General features: G+C 65.2%; 19 protein-coding genes. 11 read left to right on the forward strand and 8 right to left on the reverse strand.

Annotation, left to right across the window (positions count from 1 at the left end; genetic code table 11):
- Positions 1 to 24 precede the first annotated feature (24 nt).
- From AC07N6_RS19625 to AC07N6_RS19650, 6 genes are all read left to right on the forward strand, one after another.
- Positions 25 to 1407, forward strand: coding sequence for a TolC family protein (locus tag AC07N6_RS19625; protein ID WP_494783177.1), 1383 nt, complete (start codon positions 25 to 27; stop codon positions 1405 to 1407).
- Positions 1404 to 2744, forward strand: coding sequence for a multicopper oxidase family protein (locus AC07N6_RS19630; RefSeq protein WP_494783178.1), 1341 nt, complete (start codon positions 1404 to 1406; stop codon positions 2742 to 2744). Before AC07N6_RS19625 ends, AC07N6_RS19630 begins: the two co-directional genes overlap by 4 nt.
- 51 nt (positions 2745 to 2795) lie before the next feature.
- Positions 2796 to 3314: a cupredoxin domain-containing protein gene (locus tag AC07N6_RS19635; protein WP_494783179.1), complete on the forward strand. Its 519-nt coding sequence runs from the start codon at positions 2796 to 2798 to the stop codon at positions 3312 to 3314.
- A gap of 119 nt (positions 3315 to 3433) precedes the next feature.
- Positions 3434 to 3904 (forward strand): DUF411 domain-containing protein, encoded by a 471-nt coding sequence (locus tag AC07N6_RS19640; protein ID WP_494783180.1) that lies wholly within the window; start codon positions 3434 to 3436, stop codon positions 3902 to 3904.
- Positions 3905 to 3931: 27 nt separating this feature from the next.
- Positions 3932 to 4240 carry a copper-binding protein gene (locus tag AC07N6_RS19645; protein ID WP_494783181.1) on the forward strand — a complete coding sequence of 103 codons (309 nt, stop codon included), beginning with the start codon at positions 3932 to 3934 and terminating at the stop codon, positions 4238 to 4240.
- A gap of 158 nt (positions 4241 to 4398) precedes the next feature.
- Complete coding sequence (locus tag AC07N6_RS19650; protein ID WP_494783182.1) at positions 4399 to 6039, forward strand: fatty acid--CoA ligase; 1641 nt, start codon at positions 4399 to 4401, stop codon at positions 6037 to 6039.
- Between the two features lie 175 nt (positions 6040 to 6214).
- Here AC07N6_RS19650 and purU read toward each other — a convergent pair whose 3' ends face one another.
- Both purU and AC07N6_RS19660 read right to left on the reverse strand, forming a co-directional pair.
- Positions 6215 to 7084 carry a formyltetrahydrofolate deformylase gene (gene purU, locus AC07N6_RS19655; RefSeq protein WP_494783183.1) on the reverse strand — a complete coding sequence of 290 codons (870 nt, stop codon included), beginning with the start codon at positions 7082 to 7084 and terminating at the stop codon, positions 6215 to 6217.
- Positions 7085 to 7334: 250 nt separating this feature from the next.
- On the reverse strand, positions 7335 to 7862 hold the full coding sequence (locus AC07N6_RS19660) for a bactofilin family protein (RefSeq protein WP_494783184.1): 528 nt from the start codon (positions 7860 to 7862) through the stop codon (positions 7335 to 7337).
- 409 nt (positions 7863 to 8271) lie between these two features.
- Here AC07N6_RS19660 and AC07N6_RS19665 point away from each other — a divergent pair, with 409 nt between their 5' ends.
- From AC07N6_RS19665 to AC07N6_RS19675, 3 genes are all read left to right on the forward strand, one after another.
- The gene (locus AC07N6_RS19665) at positions 8272 to 8565 is read left to right on the forward strand and encodes a hypothetical protein (RefSeq protein WP_494783185.1); all 294 of its coding nucleotides are present in this window, start codon (positions 8272 to 8274) and stop codon (positions 8563 to 8565) included.
- Positions 8566 to 8772: 207 nt separating this feature from the next.
- Entirely contained in the window at positions 8773 to 9489 is a 717-nt protein-coding gene (locus AC07N6_RS19670) for a Pr6Pr family membrane protein (RefSeq protein ID WP_494783186.1), read from the forward strand.
- Positions 9490 to 9988: 499 nt separating this feature from the next.
- Complete coding sequence (locus AC07N6_RS19675; protein WP_494783187.1) at positions 9989 to 11734, forward strand: acid phosphatase; 1746 nt, start codon at positions 9989 to 9991, stop codon at positions 11732 to 11734.
- Positions 11735 to 11892: 158 nt separating this feature from the next.
- Here the strand turns inward: AC07N6_RS19675 and AC07N6_RS19680 are convergent, their stop codons facing one another.
- Positions 11893 to 12129, reverse strand: coding sequence for a hypothetical protein (locus tag AC07N6_RS19680; RefSeq protein WP_494783188.1), 237 nt, complete (start codon positions 12127 to 12129; stop codon positions 11893 to 11895).
- Positions 12130 to 12502: 373 nt separating this feature from the next.
- Here AC07N6_RS19680 and epsC point away from each other — a divergent pair, with 373 nt between their 5' ends.
- Positions 12503 to 13441: a serine O-acetyltransferase EpsC gene (gene epsC / locus AC07N6_RS19685; protein ID WP_494783189.1), complete on the forward strand. Its 939-nt coding sequence runs from the start codon at positions 12503 to 12505 to the stop codon at positions 13439 to 13441.
- A 21-nt stretch (positions 13442 to 13462) separates the two neighbouring features.
- Here epsC and AC07N6_RS19690 read toward each other — a convergent pair whose 3' ends face one another.
- Entirely contained in the window at positions 13463 to 13618 is a 156-nt protein-coding gene (locus AC07N6_RS19690) for a hypothetical protein (protein ID WP_494783190.1), read from the reverse strand.
- 167 nt (positions 13619 to 13785) lie between these two features.
- On the reverse strand, positions 13786 to 14931 hold the full coding sequence (locus tag AC07N6_RS19695) for an MFS transporter (RefSeq protein ID WP_494783191.1): 1146 nt from the start codon (positions 14929 to 14931) through the stop codon (positions 13786 to 13788).
- Between the two features lie 76 nt (positions 14932 to 15007).
- On the opposite strand from AC07N6_RS19695, the gene AC07N6_RS19700 reads away from it, so the two are divergent.
- Positions 15008 to 15892, forward strand: coding sequence for a LysR substrate-binding domain-containing protein (locus tag AC07N6_RS19700; protein WP_494783192.1), 885 nt, complete (start codon positions 15008 to 15010; stop codon positions 15890 to 15892).
- Here the strand turns inward: AC07N6_RS19700 and AC07N6_RS19705 are convergent.
- Genes AC07N6_RS19705 through tauA form a run of 3 tightly spaced genes read right to left on the reverse strand, consistent with a single transcriptional unit; the run spans position 15867 to position 18546 of the window.
- Positions 15867 to 16739 carry an ABC transporter permease subunit gene (locus AC07N6_RS19705; RefSeq protein WP_494783193.1) on the reverse strand — a complete coding sequence of 291 codons (873 nt, stop codon included), beginning with the start codon at positions 16737 to 16739 and terminating at the stop codon, positions 15867 to 15869. The genes AC07N6_RS19700 and AC07N6_RS19705 overlap by 26 nt on opposite strands.
- Positions 16736 to 17575 (reverse strand): taurine ABC transporter ATP-binding protein, encoded by an 840-nt coding sequence (locus tag AC07N6_RS19710; protein WP_494783194.1) that lies wholly within the window; start codon positions 17573 to 17575, stop codon positions 16736 to 16738. The genes AC07N6_RS19705 and AC07N6_RS19710 overlap by 4 nt, the downstream gene beginning before the upstream one ends.
- A complete protein-coding gene (gene tauA / locus AC07N6_RS19715; RefSeq protein ID WP_494783195.1) occupies positions 17551 to 18546 on the reverse strand; it encodes a taurine ABC transporter substrate-binding protein in 996 nt (331 codons plus the stop codon). The genes AC07N6_RS19710 and tauA overlap by 25 nt, the downstream gene beginning before the upstream one ends.
- Between the last annotated feature and the right edge of the window lie 278 nt (positions 18547 to 18824).

The following is an 18824-nucleotide window of genomic DNA, read 5'->3' on the forward strand; positions in this document are numbered from 1 at the left end:
CGGTCATCATCAGAAGAGGATTCCATGATTCCCCCAGTTTCACGCCCCCTGCGGGCGAGCGCGCTGGCCGCCTGCGTGCTGCTGGCCGGCTGCGCCTCGTTGTCCGAGGATGGCGGTTTCGGCCGGGTGCAAGACATCGCCGCGCAAAAGCTCGGTGCCACGCCCGCCTGGAACCGCACAGCCGACGATACCCGGCGCAGCGAAACGCGCATCGCCCAGCTATTGCAAGCCGGGCAATTGGCCAATGCCGACGACGCGGTGCAGATCGCGCTCATCAACAATCCCGACCTGCAAGCCGCCTTCGCCGATCTCGGCATCGCCGAGGCCGACCTGGTGCAAGCCGGCCGCCTGCCCAACCCGGGCTTCTCGTTCGCCCGCACGCATGCCGGCGGCGACATCAAGATCGAGCGCAGCCTGTCGCTGGCGCTGATGAGGCTCTTCACCATGCCGGCCGCCTCCCGCATCGAGGCGCGCCGCTTCGACCAGGTGCGCCTGCTGCTGGCCGACAAGCTGCTGCGTACCGCCGCGCAAACGCGCCAGGCCTATTACCGGGCGCTGGCTTCGCAACAGGGCCTGGCCTATCAGGAGCAAGTCAACCAGGCCGCCGAGGCCGCCCATGAACTGGCCGCCAGGATGGCCGGGCGCGGCAATCTCAGCAAGCTCGATGCCGCGCGCGAGCAGCTGTTCTACGCCGACGCCCAGACCCGCCTGGCCCGCGCCCGGCGCGACGCGCTGCAGGACAAGGAAGCGCTGGCGCGCCTGTTGGGCATGGCCCCCGCTTTCGCGTTGCCGCAGCGGCTGCCCGACTTGCCTGCGCAGATCGAGGAAGCGGCCGATATCGAACGCCGGGCCATGGAGCAGCGTCTCGATGTGCAGGCTGCCCGGCTGGAAGTGGCCGGCCTGCAGGATTCGCTGGGACTGACGCGCGCCACCCGCTTCATCAACGTGCTCGACCTGGGCGCACTGCGCACCTCGGAGAGCGGCAAGGCGCCCGAGATCGGCTATCAGGTCGACATTGAAATCCCGCTGTTCGACTGGGGCCAGGCGCGCGTGGCCCGGGCCGAGGCGATCTATATGCAAAGCGCCCACAAGCTGGCCGCCGCCGCGCTCGACGCCCGCTCGCAGGTGCGCCTGGCCTGGCGCGAGCGGCAGGATGCCTTCGCGCTGGCGCGCCGTTACCGCGACGCCATCGTGCCACTGCGCCGCCAGGTCTCCGATGAAACCCTGCTGCGCTACAACGGCATGCTCATCAGCGTGTTCGAGCTGCTGGCCGATGCCCGCGAACAGGCCGCCACGGTCAATGCCGCCATCGAGGCCGAGCGCGATTTCTGGATCGCCGACGCCGGCCTGCAGCTGGCGCTGGGCGGCCCTGCCGCCACCGACAACCGACAAGGAAAACAACCATGAGCGATACCAACATCAGCCGCCGCGCCTTCCTGCAAGGCTCGGCCCTGGCGGTGACGGCATCGGCCGTCAGCCGCGCCGGCGCGGCCAGCCTGCCTGAAGCGCCGCTGCAACAAAGCGCGCAGACCCAGCCGCCGCTGGCGCCCACCGGCGGCCGTCCCTACCAGCCGGTAGTGACCCTGAACGGCTGGAGCCTGCCCTGGCGCATGAAGAACGGCGTCAAGGAATTCCACCTGGTGGCCGAGCCGGTGGTGCGCGAAATCGCGCCCGGCATGAAGGCCAACCTGTGGGGCTACAACGGCCAGAGCCCCGGCCCCACCATCGAAGTGGTCGAGGGCGACCGGGTGCGCATCTTCGTCACCAACAAGCTGCCCGAGGCGACCTCGGTGCACTGGCACGGCCAGCGCCTGCCCAACGGCATGGATGGCGTGGCCGGCCTGACCCAGCCGGGCATCCCGCCGGGCAAGACCTTCGTCTATGAATTCACCGCGCGCCGCGCCGGCACCTTCATGTACCACCCGCACGCCGATGAGATGGTGCAGATGGCCATGGGCATGATGGGCTTCTGGGTCACGCATCCGAAGGATCCCAACTTCATGCGCGTGGACCGCGACTTCGTGTTCCTGCTCAACGCCTACGACATCGAGCCGGGCGCGGCCACGCCCAAGGTCAGCACCATGCTCGACTTCAACCTGTGGACCTGGAACAGCCGCGCCTTCCCCGGCATCGACCCGCTGGTGGTGCGGCAAAACGACCGCGTGCGCATCCGCGTGGGCAACCTGACCATGACCAACCACCCGATCCACCTGCACGGCCACGAGTTCACCGTCACCGGCACCGACGGCGGCTGGACGCCGCCGGCCTCGCGCTGGCCGGAGGTGTCAGCCGACATCGCGGTGGGCCAGATGCGCGCCATCGAATTCGACGCCACCGAGGAAGGCGACTGGGCCCTGCATTGCCACAAGGCGCACCACACCATGAACGCCATGGGCCACGGCGTGCCGACCATGATCGGGGTCGACCAATCCGGCCTCGCCGCCAAGATCGGCAAGCTGATCCCCGACTACATGGCCATGGGCGACAAGGGCGGCTCGATGGATGGAATGGAAATGCCGCTGCCCGACAACACATTGCCGATGATGGCCGGCAACGGCCCCTACGGCGCCATCGAGATGGGCGGCATGTTCAGCACCGTCAAGGTGCGCAAGAACCTGGCGCGCGGCGATTACCGCGATCCCGGCTGGTACCGGGCGCCGGCCGGCAGCGTGGCCTACGAATGGAAAGGCGGCGCGCCGCCGCCGCACCATGCGCCGGCAACGAAACCCGGCTACGGCCACTGAATTTCGCCCCATGACATGCATTGCCCCCTCACTCCACCGAAAGGAAACATGATGAAACACCTGACCACCACCACCACTCGCCTGCTGGCCGCAACCCTGCTGGCAACGTCAACCCTGCCCGCGCTGGCCGCCGGCATGCAAGGCATGGACCACGCCCCGCACCAGCATGAGGCCGGGGATGCCGCCATCGGCCGTCCCGGCAAGCCCGGAGCCGCCGCGCGCACCGTCAAGGTCGACATGACCGACGGCATGCGCTTCTCGCCCGCCAGCGTGCAAGTGAAACAAGGCGAAACCATCCGCTTCGTGGTCACCAACAGCGGCAAGCTGCGGCACGAGCTGGTGCTGGGCAGCGCCGACGACCTCAAGGCCCATTACGCGGCGATGCTGAAGAACCCCGACATGGAGCATGCCGACGCCAACCAGGTCACGCTGGAGGGCGGCCAGCGCGGCGAGCTTGTGTGGCAGTTCGACCGTGCCGGCGCCGTGCAATTCGGCTGCCTGCAACCCGGCCACTACGATGCCGGCATGAAAGGCAGCGTGACGGTTGCCGCTGCCCGCGTTGCACGGTGAGGCTGGTGGCCCACTACCAGCCTCACCGCGCGCCTTGCCACCCCGCCTTCTGGAGGCAACGCATCTCGCAAATTAAATGTTAACAAGCCCTAATCCCTCTCCAATCCAAAGGAAAACACATGCAACGACGACACTTCAGCCTCGCCGCACTGGCGGCCCTGGCGCTGCCCGCCCTGGCGCATGCGCAGCAATCCCGGCCGCGCATCGCCGTCTACAAGGACGCCAACTGCGGTTGCTGCAGCCAGTGGGTGGCGCACCTGCAGGCATCCGGCTTCGATGTCGCCAGCCACGACGTCGACGACACCGGCGTCTACCGCCGCCGCTTCGGCATGCCCGATCGGCTGGCTTCCTGCCACAGCGCGCAGGTGGCCGGCTATGCGATCGAAGGCCATGTGCCGGCCGCCGATATCCTGCGCCTGCTCAAGGATAAGCCGCGCGCCACCGGCCTGGCCGTGGCGGGCATGCCGGCCGGTTCGCCCGGCATGGAAGACCCGCGCAACCCGCAGGCGCGCGCCGCGTATGAGGTGCTGCTGGTGGCCGCCGACGGCTCGACGTCCACCTATCGCCATTACGCAGCCATCCCCGGCTGATCGTCCAGACCGCAACGAAAGGATCCCATGCCTACCGCTATCCCTACTCTCTCCCGCCTGCTGCTGGCCGCGGCGCTCGCGCTGCCCGCGCTCGGCGCCCTGGCGCAGGACGCCGCGCCGCAAGTGCAAGGCGAGATCCGCAAGGTCGACGCCGGCGCCGGCAAGCTGACCATCCGCCACGCCGAGATTCCCAACCTGGAGATGCCGCCGATGACCATGGTGTTTCGCGCCGCTCCGGAACTGCTGGCCAAGGCCCGCGAAGGAGAAAAGGTCAACTTCACCGCGCAGCGCGTGGATGGCGCGCTGACCGTGACCTCGCTGGAAGCGCGGGAGTAAGCTGCGAAAACTGGTTCCCGGCCCCGCCGGGAACCATTGCCGCCCGCAAATTTCATCGCCTGCCAGACAATCCGGGGCTGCCGTTGGCGTTATCATCTGACGCTTATATTCCAAAAACAGGTCCCGGCCCGGCGCCAGGGAAACCAGAGGAGAACGGCATGTCCCACCCCACCGGCATCACCCCATCGGCCTACGGCTATCCGCTGCTGATCAAGCAATTGCTGCACAGCGCATTGGCCACCGCCGCCGACCAGGAAATCGTGTACGGCGAGCGTCGCCACAGCTATGCCGAGTTCTACCGCCGCGTGCAGCGCCTGGCCAATGCCTTGAAGGAAATCGGCCTGCAACCGGGCGATACCGTGGCCGTCATGGACTGGGACAGCCACCGCTACCTGGAATGCTTCTTCGCCATCCCCATGATGGGCTGCGTGCTGCAGACGGTGAACGTGCGCCTGTCGCCGGAGCAGATCGCCTATACGCTCAACCACGCCCAGGCCGACGTGCTGCTGGTCAATTCCGACTTCATGCCGGTGTTGAAGCAGATCCGCGGCGAACTCAACACGCTCACCCGCTGCGTACTGATCACCGACGACGGCGCCCCGCCGCCCAACGGCCCGGGCTTCGCCGGCGAATACGAGGCGCTGCTGGCGCAAGCCGACGCCGCCTACGATTTCCCGGACTTCGACGAAAACGCGCGCGCCACCACCTTCTACACCACCGGCACCACCGGCCTGCCCAAGGGCGTCTACTTCAGCCACCGCCAGCTGGTGCTGCACACGCTGGGCGCGACCGCCGGCCTGGCGCTGGCGCCGCAGCAGGGCCGCCTGCACCGCGACGACGTCTACATGCCGTTGACGCCGATGTTCCACGTGCATGCCTGGGGCCTGCCCTACGTGGCGACCATGGCCGGGCTCAAGCAGGTCTATCCGGGCCGTTATGTGCCGGACACCATCTGCCGCCTGATCGTGCGCGAGAAAGTCACCTTCTCGCACTGCGTGCCGACCATCCTGCAGATGGTGCTGGGCTGTGATGCCGCGAAGGAAGCCGACCTGTCCGGCTGGAAGATGATCATCGGCGGTTCCGCCATGACCAGCAGCCTGGCCCAGGCCGCGCGCGAACGCGGCATCGATGTCTTCACCGGCTACGGCATGTCGGAAACCTGCCCGATCCTGACGTTGGCCCATGTACCCACCGATGAGCTCGGCGGCGAGACCGATGCCGCGCTGCGCGTGAAGACCGGCCGGCCGCTGCCGCTGGTGGCGATCCGCACGGTCGACGAAGACATGCGCGACTGCCCGCGCGACGGCCGTAGCACCGGCGAAGTAGTGGTGCGCGCGCCCTGGCTCACGCAAGGCTACCTGCACCAGCCGGAAGCCTCGGAAGAGCTGTGGCGCGGCGGCTGGCTGCACACGCAGGACATCGGCCACATCGACCGGCGCGGCTACCTGCAGGTGACCGACCGTATCAAGGACGTGATCAAGACCGGCGGCGAGTGGGTATCGTCATTGCAGATCGAAGAGATCATCGCGCGCCATCCGGGCGTGGCGGAAACCGCTGTGATCGGCATCCAGGACGGCAAATGGGGCGAGCGCCCGGTGGCGCTGGTGGTGCTGAAACAGGACGCCGCAGGCAAGGTCACCGAAGAAGACATCCGCAGCCATGTGACGGCCGCCGCCGACGGCGGCCAGATCTCACGCTACGGCGTGCCGGATCGGGTGGAGTTTGTGACGGAGCTGGCGCGCACCAGCGTGGGCAAGCTCAACAAGCGGGCGATGCGGGAACAATATCCTGCTTCCTGAATGCGTCATCCCGGCGAAGGCCGGGATCCAGCGGCGTTTGTAATGCCGCGACGGCGGTTGAACGACGCTGGGTCCTGACTTTCGTCAGGACGACGGAGAAAATAGCCGCAAATAAAAACGCCGTTCGGCTTGCGGGCCGAACGGCGTTTTTGCGTGGCAAGGCAGGTTCAGGCGATCAGTTGAAGATCACCGTCTTATGCCCGTTCAACAGGATACGGTGCTCGGTAAACCACTTCACCGCGCGCGCCAGCACCACCGATTCGATATCGCGGCCGATCGCCGTCAGCGTGTCCGGGCCCATGGAGTGGTCCACGCGCTCGACGCCCTGCTCGATGATCGGACCTTCGTCCAGGTCGCTGGTGACGAAGTGGGCGGTGGCGCCGATCAGCTTCACGCCGCGGTCATGCGCCTGGTAATACGGCTTGGCGCCCTTGAAGCTGGGCAGGAAGGAATGGTGGATGTTGATGGCGCGGCCGCGCAGGGCTTCGCACATCTCCGGCGACAGGATTTGCATGTAACGCGCCAGCACCACCAGGTCGATCTGGTTGGCGTTGACGATTTCCATGATGCGCTCTTCCTGCGCGCGCTTGGCCTGCGCCGACGCGCCGCTGGCCAGCGGCAGATGGTGGAAGGGAATGTTGTAGCTGGCGGCCAACTGGTAGAAGTCGGTGTGGTTGGACACGATCGCGGGGATCTCCACCGGCAGCAGGCCGCTCTTGTAGCGGAACAGCAAGTCGTTGAGGCAATGGCCGATCTTGGACACCATCAGCATGACGCGCGGTTTCTTGGTCGCATCGTGCAGTTGCCAGTTCATCTGCAAGGCGTCGCCCAGCACGCCGAAATCGGTGCGCAGTTGAACGTCGCCCATCGCCGCGTCTTCCGACGAGAAATGCACGCGCATGAAAAACAGCTTGGACTGGCCGTCGCCGAACTGGGCGGAGTCGATGATATTGCAGCCGTGGTCGGCCAAAAAGCCCGAGACGCGATGCACGATGCCGCGCTGGTCCAGGCAGGACAGGGTGAGGATGTATTCCGGGTGAGCCATGAGAATGAACTGAAAAACGCCAACGTCCAGCCGCGCGGATGATCCGGCAAGCCGCTGCCGGCGCTTCCTTTGCCGGCAAAAAGACGAAAGGCGCTATTGTCGCATGGCGAGCCCATACAGACAAAATTCCACCCTGTTTTATGGCAATGCAAGGGCGAATGCCCCGGTTTTCCGGGCCATTCGCACCAAACATTTCAAAAAAGAAACAAAATGACGCCGCCTGCGCGACGCCCGGCGCCAGTTGGCGCGCTCAGGCAGTCTTGACGGCCGCCTGCAGCAATTCCTTCTGTTCCTGGCCGCCGACCTGGAGGTCGCCCGACAGTTGGCCGCCCTCTTCAATGACCAGCTTGCCGTAGCGGATCTTGCCGGTGACCTTGCCGCTGGCGTAGATCACCAGCTTCTGGCGCACCGTCAGGTCGCCATCGAATTCGCCGCGGATCTCGGCCAGGTCGATTTCGGCCGAACCCTTGAAAGCGCCGCGTTCGGCGATTTGCACCACGCGGCAATTGATGGTGGCCTGCACACGGCCCTCGACGACCAGCGTGTCGCAATCTTCGATCTCGCCCTTGACCTTGATGTTGGGGCCGACGGTAAGCTTGCTGCCGGTTTCTTCGCCGGCGGGCGCCGCAGTGCCGGTCGAGGCAGGATATTGGCCAGGCTTTTGCACGCTGGAGACGGCGCTGCCCGCAGGATGGGAGACGGCGCTGCCGGCATTGCTGAAGGGGGAATTGGTCGAATTGGTTTCACGTTTGCCGAAGAGGGATTCTGAGCGAAGCATGTGATCTCCTGAAATTGAAAGAGCGTGCAAAACGGGAAGCACGAAAGAAACAAGGCGGCGCGCATGTGGATCGAATGGTTCGCATGCAGATGCCGTGCGGATTCGAAAGACCTTCTGTCGGGTCCGGATAACTGATGCCAGATGCGCGTCGCGGCATAAACAGGTTCATGAACTTGCAGGGCGCCGGCGATATCCCGGAAATGCTTGCCATGCAAGAAACCTGTGCGGTTCGGCAAAGTAGCTTTTCGAAAGTTCACGAGAATTTTGTAACAGCAAAACGCTGTTTCCACATGCGCGAACAAGCGCATCGCGAACGCCATCCTCGCCGGTGTTGCGCGATGGCCGGGAAGGCAAGAAATGGAGTGAAGTCCAGACGCTTCACGAAGGTGGCGCTGCCGAAATCTGCGCGATGGATGCACTGCAAATTATTTATATTTCCGCGCGTCTTGTAACTAAAAAAGATGTAACAGTTGCAGGAAAAAACCGTCGCCTGCAGGCGACACGCCATGCGCGGAAACGCGCACCTCTACTGGCGTTGCGGACGATGGCAATTTTTCCCGGCCGCACATTGGAGCGTGCAAAGCGGCGACGGCGGCGCAATAAAAATGGAAGCACCCCTTGGCGTAGGCCCGCGATATTTACGCCGCCCAAAACGCCGCCCAAAAACATCCCTCGATTCAGCGTGGCCCGCGCTCATCCTTGACGCGTGACTCGCCTGCCGATCGCCGACCGTGAAGCGACGGCCGGGCGCACCGGATTTTGTGACACCTTGTAAGCGGTGAAAGTGAATGTCATACCGGCTGCGCGCACGGCCAAATCGTTTTATGATGCAGCGATTGTGCAACTGCCCATTTTCCGGCATCAGCCTGCACCGCAACGCCAACGTCAACGTTATCTCCCGGACCACGCCATGAGCCATCGCCAGATCCCTCCGCAGGAGTCGCTGGACTCCTTCGGCTCCAACATCTTCCCCGCCGAGGGCACCTCCAATGCCGCCCGCGCCCTGGCGGCGGCCATCGCAGCCATCAGCTGGTTCGCCTTCGTAGCGCAGACCGACATCACCTTCGGCCGCCTGCTGTCGCACGGCGGCGGCGTGCTCGACGGGCTGGACCGGCTCACCATGTACCTGACCAACCTCACCATTCTGATGGGCGCGCTGTGCTTCACCTCGCTGGCGCTGTCGCTGAAGACGCCGATCAGCCGCTTCTTTCGCCAGCCCTCGGTGATCTCGGCGGTGGTGGCCTACCTGACCTTCGTCGGCATCGCCTATAACCTGCTGCTGCGCCAGCTATGGGCGCCCACCGGGTTCCGCTCGCTGGTCAACGAAAGCTTGCACACGGTGGTGCCGCTGCTGGCGATCGTCTATTGGATTTTCTTTGTACCGGTGTTCCAGGCTTCGCTGAAGAAATCCCTGCTGTGGCTGGTCTATCCGGTGGGCTACCTGGTCATCACGCTGTGGCGCGGCGCCCTGTCGGGCTTCTATCCCTATCCCTTCATCAACGTCAGTACGTTGGGATACCCGCGCGTGATCCTCAACTCCGGCCTGCTGTTCGCGGGCTTCCTGGCGTTGATGGCCTTGTTTATCGTGGTCAACCGTTCCGGCAAGCCGGCTTTCCTGCGCAAATGAAGAAAGCCCGGCCGGCGCTCAAACCAGCGGTTCGGTCAGCGCCAGCAGCAGCATGAACAGCATGCAGGCGCCGAAACCGGCGGCGATGATGATGTATTGAAAAGTCTTGAGCAGCATGGATTCCCCAGAAAAATCGATGTTTGCCATCAGTACCGGACGCTGAAACGGGAGCCGGGCGGCTCCTGTACAAGGCTGCATTCCCACGCGGCCTTGCCCTCATCGGCGTCCGTCAATGCCTATGAATGCCTATGCAAGTGGCGTGATTGTAATGATCTTGTCACTGTAAATTATGGCGGCAGCGTCACATTTACCAGTTTTTTCACCGGCTCCGCGCGCCTTCCTCAACCCCGCCCTCCCCAAGCCCCCGCAGTCCCGCCAAACGGCCCCGGATGCGGCCCTGGATGCATGTCTTTGAAAAGACATATTCCTGTCATATGGCTGCGCTATCCTGCTCCGGTTCCGCGCCATCATCCACAACAATATCCAATAGGAAGCATCCATGAGCATCCACGACGAGTCCGCCCGTGGCGGCAGCAATCCGCCCATTCCCGAACAGCAGGACGCCGCCACGGCATCCGCAGCCCCGCCCAACAATAGCCGCCGCCGCTTCCTGGGCGGCATGGGCGGCATGGCAGCCCTCGGCGCCGGCGGTGCCCTGAGCGCCTGCGCCACCGATGGCCAAAGCGGCGGCGTGCCATACCCGAACGGCGATCCGGCCAATGCCGCCGCGCTGGACCAGGCCCTGCGCGACAACGTCAAGACCATCGTCGTGATCTACGCCGAAAACCGCAGTTTCAACAACCTGTTCGGCGACTTCCCCGGCGTCGAAAGGCCCTTATCCGGCCTCAAGCCCGCCGACTATACCCAGCGCGACCGCGACGGCAGCGTATTGAAGCAATTGCCGCCGGCCTGGAACGGCGTGCTCGGCCAGGAGCAGGTCGTCGAAGGCGTGACCTACGAAGCCGGCAAGCAGTACCAGAGCAACCTTCCCAACGCCCCCTTCGCGCTCAAGGGCCCGCAAGGCGAAGCGCTGCCGCTGGGCCTGGTCACGCGCGACCTGTGGCACGTGTTCTACCAGAACCAGATGCAGATCAACGGCGGCAAGAACGACGGCTTCGTCGCCTGGGCCGATTCCGGCGGTCTGGTGATGGGCCATTACGCCGACACGAAATACAACCTGCGCCTGTGGGATATCGCGCGCGAATTCGTGCTGTGCGACAACTTCTTCCAGGGCGCATTCGGCGGTTCCTTCCTGAACCACCACTACCTGATCGCCGCGACCGCCCCTTACTATCCGAATGTGATGAGCTCGGTCGCGCGCACCCAGGTGGCCAAGACCGTCAACAACGATCCGCTGGGCACGGAACTGACGCCTGCCGAAGGCAGCCCGGCCGGCGCCATGCAAGGTGCCCCCAAGTTCGGCCCGAGCGCGCTCACGCCCGATGGCTACGCGGTCAACACCATGGCCCCGCCGTACTGGCCGACCTGGACCCGCGACCGCAACAACCCGGCCTATTCCGAACCGAACCAGCCCAGCGTGCTGGTGCCGCAGACGCACGAGCACATCGGCGACAAGCTCAACAAGAAAGGCATCGACTGGGCCTGGTACGCCGGCGCCTGGCAAGCCACGCTGGATGAATTCAAGGATTCCAAGGGCATTCCCAAGATCCCCAACTTCCAGTACCACCACCAGCCGTTCAACTACTTCAAGAGCCTGGGCCCGGAAAATCCGGCCGAGCGCAACAAGCGCCTGCGCGACGGCGGCCTGGGCGACGAAGCGCGCACCAACCGCTTCCTGGCCGATGCCGAAGCCGGCCGCCTGCCGCCGGTGACCTTCTACAAGCCGCAGGGCAACCTCAACATGCACGCCGGTTATGCCGACGTCGCCTCCGGCGACCGCCACATCGCGCACATCGTCAAGAGCCTGCAAGCCAGCCCGCAATGGAAGAACATGGTGGTGGTCATCACCGTCGACGAAAACGGCGGCTGGTGGGATCACGTGGCGCCGCCCCAGGGCGACCGCTGGGGCCCCGGCACGCGCGTGCCGGCGCTGGTGGTGTCGCCGTTCGCCCGCAAGGGCAGCGTCGACCACACCGTGTACGACACCGCCTCCATCCTGCGCCTGGTCACCCGCACCTTCGGCCTGGAACAACTGGATGGCTTGAAACAGCGCGACGACGCCATGATCGCGCGCGGCCAGAAACCCATGGGCGACCTGACCAACGCGCTGCAGTTCAAGGCCTGATCGATCTTCCGCGCCGCCAATGAAGACGCCGCCGCGATGACCATGGCGCGGCGGCGTCTTTTTTATTGCCGTGGCCCCGGCGCGCGCCAGCGGCACGCATGCCGAAGAAGAGTCGGCAAGGGAAAAACTGCCGGGATTTCAGGCAGGCAGAACGAGGCTCAATGCATGCTGCCGTCGATGAATTCCTTGGACCACTGCAGGCCCGCGGTGCGCACGCAATTGAAATCGGGATAGACATTGTCGCGGTCGCGCCAGAGCGCCATCGGCGGGCGCCCCCATTTGTTGATCTGCACGGACAAGCGCCAGCCGTCGGCCAGTTGGAGGCCCACGATACTGATATCGAAGTTCCGATACTGCGCGGCGTAGGTAAGCGAATGTATTTTCTTGTTTTCCATGGGCAACTTTCGCGACCTTGCATTATACGGCGCAAAAATCGCGAACGGATATGGGCACAAACGGGATCGGGATGATAATTTCCGCGCTCTTGTCAGGCATGCATCGAAACCGCCCGCGAAGTTGTCATGGCAAAAACATCTGTCGCATATGGATATTTCCAAATGGCATTGGCGTAACTTTCCGGTACGCGATATAGTCGTTCCAGAGTTGATTCACAGAGCGGCGCCACTTTTCAGATAGGACTGGGCGCCGCGAATCGCTCCCCCCTCATTTCTCTTGCCCGCCCCGCGTCCCGCTCCCGCCCGCTTCCATTGCCGGCGGGTATTTTGGCGGCCGCCGACACTGCTTGCGCATTTTTGATAGCATGCCGGCATGGATACCTCGAACACTCCCGAACTGAGCGCCCTGGCCGATACGGCGGGGCTGGGCCTGTCCGCCGTCGTCGCCGGCCTGCGCACCTCGCGCGAAGTCACCAACAAGATCCGCTACCGCGGCGAAATCCGCGAACTGCCCTCGCGCGAAGCGATGCAAAAGCTGTTGCAGAACCTGCAGGCGGCGCTGTTCCCCACGCATTACGGCCACACCGACCTGTCCGACGAGACCATCGACTATTTCGTCGGCAGCCAGCTCAATGCCGCGCTGTGCGTATTGAAGGAACAGGTGCGCCGCGCACTGTATTTCGCCTCCGACGAACCGCAGGATGAAGCCGAACTGCGCAGTCGCGCGGCCGTCATCACGCGCGATTTCGCGCACCAGTTGCCGGCCATCCGCGACCTGCTGGTCAGCGACATCCAGGCCGCCTACCATGGCGATCCGGCCGCCTCCAGCATTTCGGAAATCCTGCTGTGCTATCCCGGCACCACCGCCATCATCTACCACCGCCTGGCGCATGCGCTGCACAGCCTGGGCGCGCCGCTGCTGGCGCGCCTGGTGGCCGACATCGCGCATTCGGCGACCGGCATCGACATCCACCCGGCCGCGCAGATCGGCCCCAGCTTCTTCATCGACCACGGCACCGGCGTGGTGATCGGCGAGACCACCATCATCGGCCGCAACGTGCGCCTGTACCAGGCCGTCACGCTGGGCGCCAAGCGCTTCCCGTCGGAGCCCGACGGCTCCCTGGTCAAAGGCATCCCGCGCCATCCCATCGTCGAGGACGATGTGGTGGTGTATGCCGGCGCCACCGTGCTGGGCCGCATCACCATCGGCCAGGGCTCGGTCATCGGCGGCAATGTCTGGCTCACGCACAGCGTGCCGCCGGGCAGCAATGTCTCGCAGGCGGAAATGCTCAGCGAGTGCAGCAAACTGTAAAAATGGAATTGCGGCCGGCGCTCAACCGGCCAGCGGGAAGCAGCGCTGCAGGAAGAACAGGCTGCCCAGCAATGCCAGCCCGAGGAAGAAGACCGCGCTGATCAGTTTCCGCTCGGTCGGCTGCAGCGGCTCGATGGCGATAGGGCCGAGTTCCTGATGAAGGTAGTGGTCGGTCATGCTGGCTCCGAATGTCGTGACGCCCGCCGCCGGGGAATAGGAATAGGAACAGAAATGCGGCAGGCTATGTGCGCCATCCTAGCCAAGCCCCGCTCCGGCTGGAACGAAGCAATCCGCACATGCATATCCGCCGTGCGTATAACACCCGACTTGCGTATAAGACCCGACTATTCGGCAGCAACCTGCGCCTTGACCGGCGCCGATTCGCGGCCGCAGGCCAAGGCTGCCAGCGCCAGCGCGGATGCCGCCAGGCTGTAGATCCATAGCGACGACATCACCGGCAGCAGCAAGCCCGCCATGATCGGCCCCAGCCCGGCGCCGATGTCGCGCCAGATGGCCCGGCCGGCCAAGGCATGGACCCGCTCGGCCGGCGGCGTGCGCGCCGCGACGATGGGTGCCAACAGCGGCAACTGCAAGGCGCGCAGCACCACGATCAGCCCGGCGAACAGCCACAGCGCGCCGCCGCCGAAACCGACCAGCGCCGCGCAAGTCGCCAGCGACAGCACCACCAGCACCCGCACCGCGCCGAAGCGTTCGGCCAGCCAGCCGCCCAGCGGGCTCAGCACGATCTCGCCGAAATAGCGCAAGGCCATCAGCACGCCGGCGATCAGTTCGGCATGTTCGGAAAACGATTGCTTGCTCATGTAGGACAGGCCGACGATGAACAAGCCGTCCAGCGTCAGGCCTTCGAGGAAAGACCACCAGTCCAGCGCATTGGGCAGCTTCCAGCGCCGCGCCGGCGGTTCCGGATAGGCGTGGGCCGGCAGGCGGCGCGCGGCCAGCAAGCCGAGCATGGCGGTCAACGCCACCAGCGCGAACACCATGCGCGGCCCGTAATGGCTGGCCAGCAGCGCCGCCAGCGGCAGCCACAGCATCGGGCCGATGGCGATCACGCCGCGCGAACGGCCGGAACGGCGCGCCGCGCCGATCGGGTTGGCGGTCGACATGGCCTGGGTCGACAGGTTGAGTCCGGCGAACGCCATGCCCCACAACAGGCGCAGCGGCAGCAAGGCCCAAAAGCCGCTGGCCACGGTGTAACCGAATGCACACAGGATGGCGGCGCACACCGCCAGCATGCAGGTCGGCCGGTCGCCGCGTTGGGCATAGAAGCGCGCCACCCAGCGATAACCGGCGATGCGTACCAGGCGGTTGGCCGCCAGCAGCAGCCCGACTTCGGCCAGCGTCACATGGAACTGCTCCGCATACATCGGCAGCAGCAGGTAGAGCACGATATCGCAGGGCAAGGCGGCCGACAGCGAGAATGCAGCGTGGCGCGAATCGAGATCGGCCTGGCGAAGTTCGGGTGAGGTCATGGACGCCATCATGCGGGGCGCGACGGCAGCCTGACAAACGATATTAATTCCATCCATGCGTGATAAAATCTGACGCATGGCCGATCTCACCCTCCCGCTCAACGCCATCCGCGCCTTCCTCGCGGCCGCGCGCCACCAGAGCTTCACGCTGGCGGCGCAAGAACTCAACGTCACCCACGGCGCCGTCAGCCGCCAGATCAAGAACCTCGAAGACTACCTCGGCATGCCGCTGTTCGAGCGCCGCATCCGCCAGGTGGCGCTGACCGAGCGCGGCCGCCAGTTCTTCGAAGAAGCCAGCCCGGCGCTGGAGATGCTGGCCACCGCCGCGCGCCGCGTGATGCGGGATGCGCCGACGCGCTCGGTCAGCATCAACGTGCGCCCCTCCTTCGCGGTGCGCTGGCTGATCCCGCACCTCTCGGGCTTCGTCGAACGCTATCCCGGCATCGAACCGCAGGTGGTGACCAGCGTGGCCGCCGTGGGCCGCGCGCCCTCGCCGTTCGACATCGCCATCCGGCGCGGCGAGACCAATTGGCCCGAAACGCTGAAGATGCAACGCTTCCTCGAAGACGAACTGCTGCTGGTAGCCTCGCCCGCGTTGCTGAAGAACGCCCCGTTGCCCGACGTGCGCGCCATCGCCGGCCACACGCTGCTGCTCTCGCGCAGCAGGAGCCGCGACTGGGACGACTGGAAAAGACATGCCGGCCTGAAGCGCTCGCGCGCGCAGGCCATGCTGCATTTCGACCACCTGCACTTCGTGCTGCAGGCCGCCGTGGATGGCCTGGGGCTGGCGCTGTCGCCGGTCTCGCTGGCCGACAACGACCTGCGTTCCGGACGGCTGGTCTGCCCGCTGCCGGAGATGCGCATGCCGCTGGCGCCCTATTATCTCGGCATCAGCCAGCAGGCCGGCGCCGAAGCGCAACTGTTCGCCAAGTGGCTCAGCGGTGCTGCCGCCACGGGGTAAGCGCATCCGACAAGCGCCGCATCGCCAGGTCGAACAGGTAAGCGATCAAACCGATCAGCACGATCCCCATCACCACCACATCGGTGCGCAGGAAGTTCGACGCATTGAGCACCAGTTGGCCCAGGCCCGCCGTGGCCGCCACCATCTCCGCCGCCACCAGCGTGGTCCAGCCGAAACCGATGGCGATGCGCAGGCCGGTCAGGATGTCCGGCAATGCCGCCGGCAGGATCACGTGGCGCAGCAGTTGCCAGCGGCTGGCCCCCATCGACAGCGCGGCATGCAATTGCTCGCCCGGCACCCCGGCCACGCCGGCGCGGGTGGAGACCGCGATGGGGGCGAAGCAGGCCAGGTAGATCAGCAGCAGCTTGGCGGTCTCGTCGATGCCGAACCAGATCACGATCAGCGGCAGGTAAGCCAGCGGCGGCAACGGCCGGTAGAACTCCAGCAAGGGATCGACGATGCCGCGCGCCACCCGGCTGGCGCCCATCAGCAGGCCCACCGGCACCGCCGTCACGGCCGCCAGCAGGAAGGCGCCGAACACCCGCCACAAGCTCCAGGCAATATGCTGCAGCAGCGGCAAACCGCCCTGCACGTTGCCTTCCCAGGCCTGCACCGCCGCCAGCCACACCGCCGACGGCGGCGGCAGGAACAGCGGCGCGATCAGGCCGGCGGCCGTCACGCCCCACCACCCCAGCAGCACGGCGATCACGGTGACCACGGTGATCGCGGTGGTCGGCCCGCTGCCGGGGCGCGGATAGGTGCGCGCCGGCGGCAATGCCGCGGGGATGGCCTGCCGGCTATCGTTCGCGACGGCGATATCTTCGGCAACAATATTGGCATTGCTCATGGCTTGCCTCCGTGAACCAGTTGCAGCAGCCGCTCGCGCCAGGCGATGAATTCCGGCGACGACTTGACCGCGCGCGCGTCGCCGGTCTCGATATAGCGGCTCAGGAAAGGCAATGCGAAATCATGTTCGATGCGGCCCGGCCGCGGCGACATCACGATCACGCGGCTGCCGAGGAACAGCGCCTCTTCGACGCTGTGGGTGATGAAGAAAATCGTCTTGCCGGTACGCGCCCACAGCTGCGCCAGCAACTCCTGCACCGATTCGCGGGTGAGCGCATCGAGCGCCCCCATCGGCTCGTCCATCAGCAGCACGCGCGGATCGTTGGCCAATGCGCGGGCGATGCCCACGCGCTGCTGCATGCCGCCCGAGAGCTGGTAGACCGGCGACGCCGCATGGCGCTCCAGCCCGACCAGCTTCAGCTTCTCATGCGCCACCGCCAGCCGCTGGGCGCGCCCCAGGCCGCGAAAGCGCAAACCCAGCGCGACGTTGTCCTCCACATTCAGCCACGGCATCAGCGCATGCTTCTGGAACACCACGCCCAGCGCCGGGCCGGGTCCGGCCACCGGCTCGCCATCCAGCAGCACCTCGCCTTGCGAAGGCCCGATGAAACCGGCCAGGCAATTGAGCAAGGTGGTCTTGCCGCAGCCGGACGGCCCCAGCGCCACCACGAATTCGCCCGGCGCGATGGACAAGTCGACACCGGCCAACGCCAGCGGATCGTCCGGCCGCGCAGACGCAAAACGCACCGACAAGCGGTGCGCTTCGATCCGACCGCCGGCGGGTTGGCCGGCGTTCAAGGGAGCGCAATGGCTCACTGCGCCGCCTTGCGTACCCATGTGGCATTGACGCCCGCCGAATAATCCGGCAACACGTTCTGGATCGTACCCTGGCCCTTCAGGAACGCCGCGGTAGCCGCCAGCGACTTGGCCGCGCCGCCGCCCAGCCACTCGGCCGACGCCTGCTGCTGCAAGGTCGGGAATTCATACAATGCCAGGCTGGCCGGCACTTCGGCCGCTTCCGCGCCGGACCACTTGGCCACCGCCTTCACCTGCGGCGAGTCGGCGCTCCAGGCGGCCTTGTTCTTGCGGTAGTTGTCGTCGGTGTCGGCCAGCACCTTGACCAGCTCGGTCAGGAAAGCGTCGTTGTCCTTGGCGAATGCCTTGGAGACGACGATGCCATCGAAGGTGGCCTTGCCGGTTTCACGGGCGATCTTGCCGGAGGTGGTCAGCACGGCGCCGTTCTTCTTGGCCTTGGCCAGCACCGGATCCCAGATGAAGGTGGCGTCGATGTCGCCACGCTCCCAGGCCGCCGCGATCTCGGGCGGACGCAGGTTGACGATCTTCACGCCGCGCGGGTCGACCTTGGCGTTTTCCAGCGCCAGCAAGGTGTGAAAGTGCGAGGTCGACACGAACGGCACCGCCAGGCGCTTGCCCTTCAGGTCGGCCAGCGAATTGACGCCGCTGCCGTTGCGCGCCACCAGCGCCTCGGCGTCATTGATGTTGTCGAGGATCCAGAACAGCTGGATATCCAGCCCTTGCGACAAACCGGAAGCGATCGGCGCAGAACCGGCCTCGCCGATCTGCACCGAGCCCGAAGCCAGCGCGCGGATGACGTCGGCGCCGCTGGCCAGCTTGCGGAAACTCACCTTGTAGCCGGTCTTCTTTTCCAGCGCCTGCGCATCCTGGGCGTAGCGCCATGGCACCACCATGTCCTGGTAGGCGATGACGACCTCTTTCGATTGGGCCAGTGCGTTGGTCGCTGCCAGCAGGGTGGCCGAGATTGCCAAGAGCTTCAGGAATTTCTTCATTTTTTATTCTGGTGGATTTTGGGGAGTCCCAGTATAGGAAGGCGGCTTTTCTTGAGACACGAATATTTCTATGGATGCTTATGCGGTTTTTTGTTTTGTTGTTTTGGGTAGTCTGCTCTTGCTGCTGGTCGATGTACTTTTGGTAGTCTGCTCTTGCTTCGTGCAGATGTACTGGCTTTAGTCTTTTCTCTCTCCGGTCGGAGCGGAGCGCCGGGGGCGGCCCGGCAGCCGCTCACTTTTCTTGTCTCGCCAAGAAAAGTAAGCCAAAGAAGGCGACC

The sequence above is a fragment of the Herbaspirillum sp. GW821-FHT09A12 genome (genome assembly GCF_059418325.1).

What these genes read in the sequence shown, in the direction of transcription:
- AC07N6_RS19625 (WP_494783177.1), top strand. Translation starts at nt 25, where the DNA reads ATGATTCCCCCAGTTTCACGCCCCCTGCGGGCGAGCGCGCTGGCCGCC.
- AC07N6_RS19630 (WP_494783178.1), top strand. Translation starts at nt 1,404, where the DNA reads ATGAGCGATACCAACATCAGCCGCCGCGCCTTCCTGCAAGGCTCGGCC.
- AC07N6_RS19635 (WP_494783179.1), top strand. Translation starts at nt 2,796, where the DNA reads ATGAAACACCTGACCACCACCACCACTCGCCTGCTGGCCGCAACCCTG.
- AC07N6_RS19640 (WP_494783180.1), top strand. Translation starts at nt 3,434, where the DNA reads ATGCAACGACGACACTTCAGCCTCGCCGCACTGGCGGCCCTGGCGCTG.
- AC07N6_RS19645 (WP_494783181.1), top strand. Translation starts at nt 3,932, where the DNA reads ATGCCTACCGCTATCCCTACTCTCTCCCGCCTGCTGCTGGCCGCGGCG.
- AC07N6_RS19650 (WP_494783182.1), top strand. Translation starts at nt 4,399, where the DNA reads ATGTCCCACCCCACCGGCATCACCCCATCGGCCTACGGCTATCCGCTG.
- purU (WP_494783183.1), bottom strand. Translation starts at nt 7,084, where the DNA reads ATGGCTCACCCGGAATACATCCTCACCCTGTCCTGCCTGGACCAGCGC.
- AC07N6_RS19660 (WP_494783184.1), bottom strand. Translation starts at nt 7,862, where the DNA reads ATGCTTCGCTCAGAATCCCTCTTCGGCAAACGTGAAACCAATTCGACC.
- AC07N6_RS19665 (WP_494783185.1), top strand. Translation starts at nt 8,272, where the DNA reads ATGGATGCACTGCAAATTATTTATATTTCCGCGCGTCTTGTAACTAAA.
- AC07N6_RS19670 (WP_494783186.1), top strand. Translation starts at nt 8,773, where the DNA reads ATGAGCCATCGCCAGATCCCTCCGCAGGAGTCGCTGGACTCCTTCGGC.
- AC07N6_RS19675 (WP_494783187.1), top strand. Translation starts at nt 9,989, where the DNA reads ATGAGCATCCACGACGAGTCCGCCCGTGGCGGCAGCAATCCGCCCATT.
- AC07N6_RS19680 (WP_494783188.1), bottom strand. Translation starts at nt 12,129, where the DNA reads ATGGAAAACAAGAAAATACATTCGCTTACCTACGCCGCGCAGTATCGG.
- epsC (WP_494783189.1), top strand. Translation starts at nt 12,503, where the DNA reads ATGGATACCTCGAACACTCCCGAACTGAGCGCCCTGGCCGATACGGCG.
- AC07N6_RS19690 (WP_494783190.1), bottom strand. Translation starts at nt 13,618, where the DNA reads ATGACCGACCACTACCTTCATCAGGAACTCGGCCCTATCGCCATCGAG.
- AC07N6_RS19695 (WP_494783191.1), bottom strand. Translation starts at nt 14,931, where the DNA reads ATGACCTCACCCGAACTTCGCCAGGCCGATCTCGATTCGCGCCACGCT.
- AC07N6_RS19700 (WP_494783192.1), top strand. Translation starts at nt 15,008, where the DNA reads ATGGCCGATCTCACCCTCCCGCTCAACGCCATCCGCGCCTTCCTCGCG.
- AC07N6_RS19705 (WP_494783193.1), bottom strand. Translation starts at nt 16,739, where the DNA reads ATGAGCAATGCCAATATTGTTGCCGAAGATATCGCCGTCGCGAACGAT.
- AC07N6_RS19710 (WP_494783194.1), bottom strand. Translation starts at nt 17,575, where the DNA reads ATGGGTACGCAAGGCGGCGCAGTGAGCCATTGCGCTCCCTTGAACGCC.
- tauA (WP_494783195.1), bottom strand. Translation starts at nt 18,546, where the DNA reads ATGAAGAAATTCCTGAAGCTCTTGGCAATCTCGGCCACCCTGCTGGCA.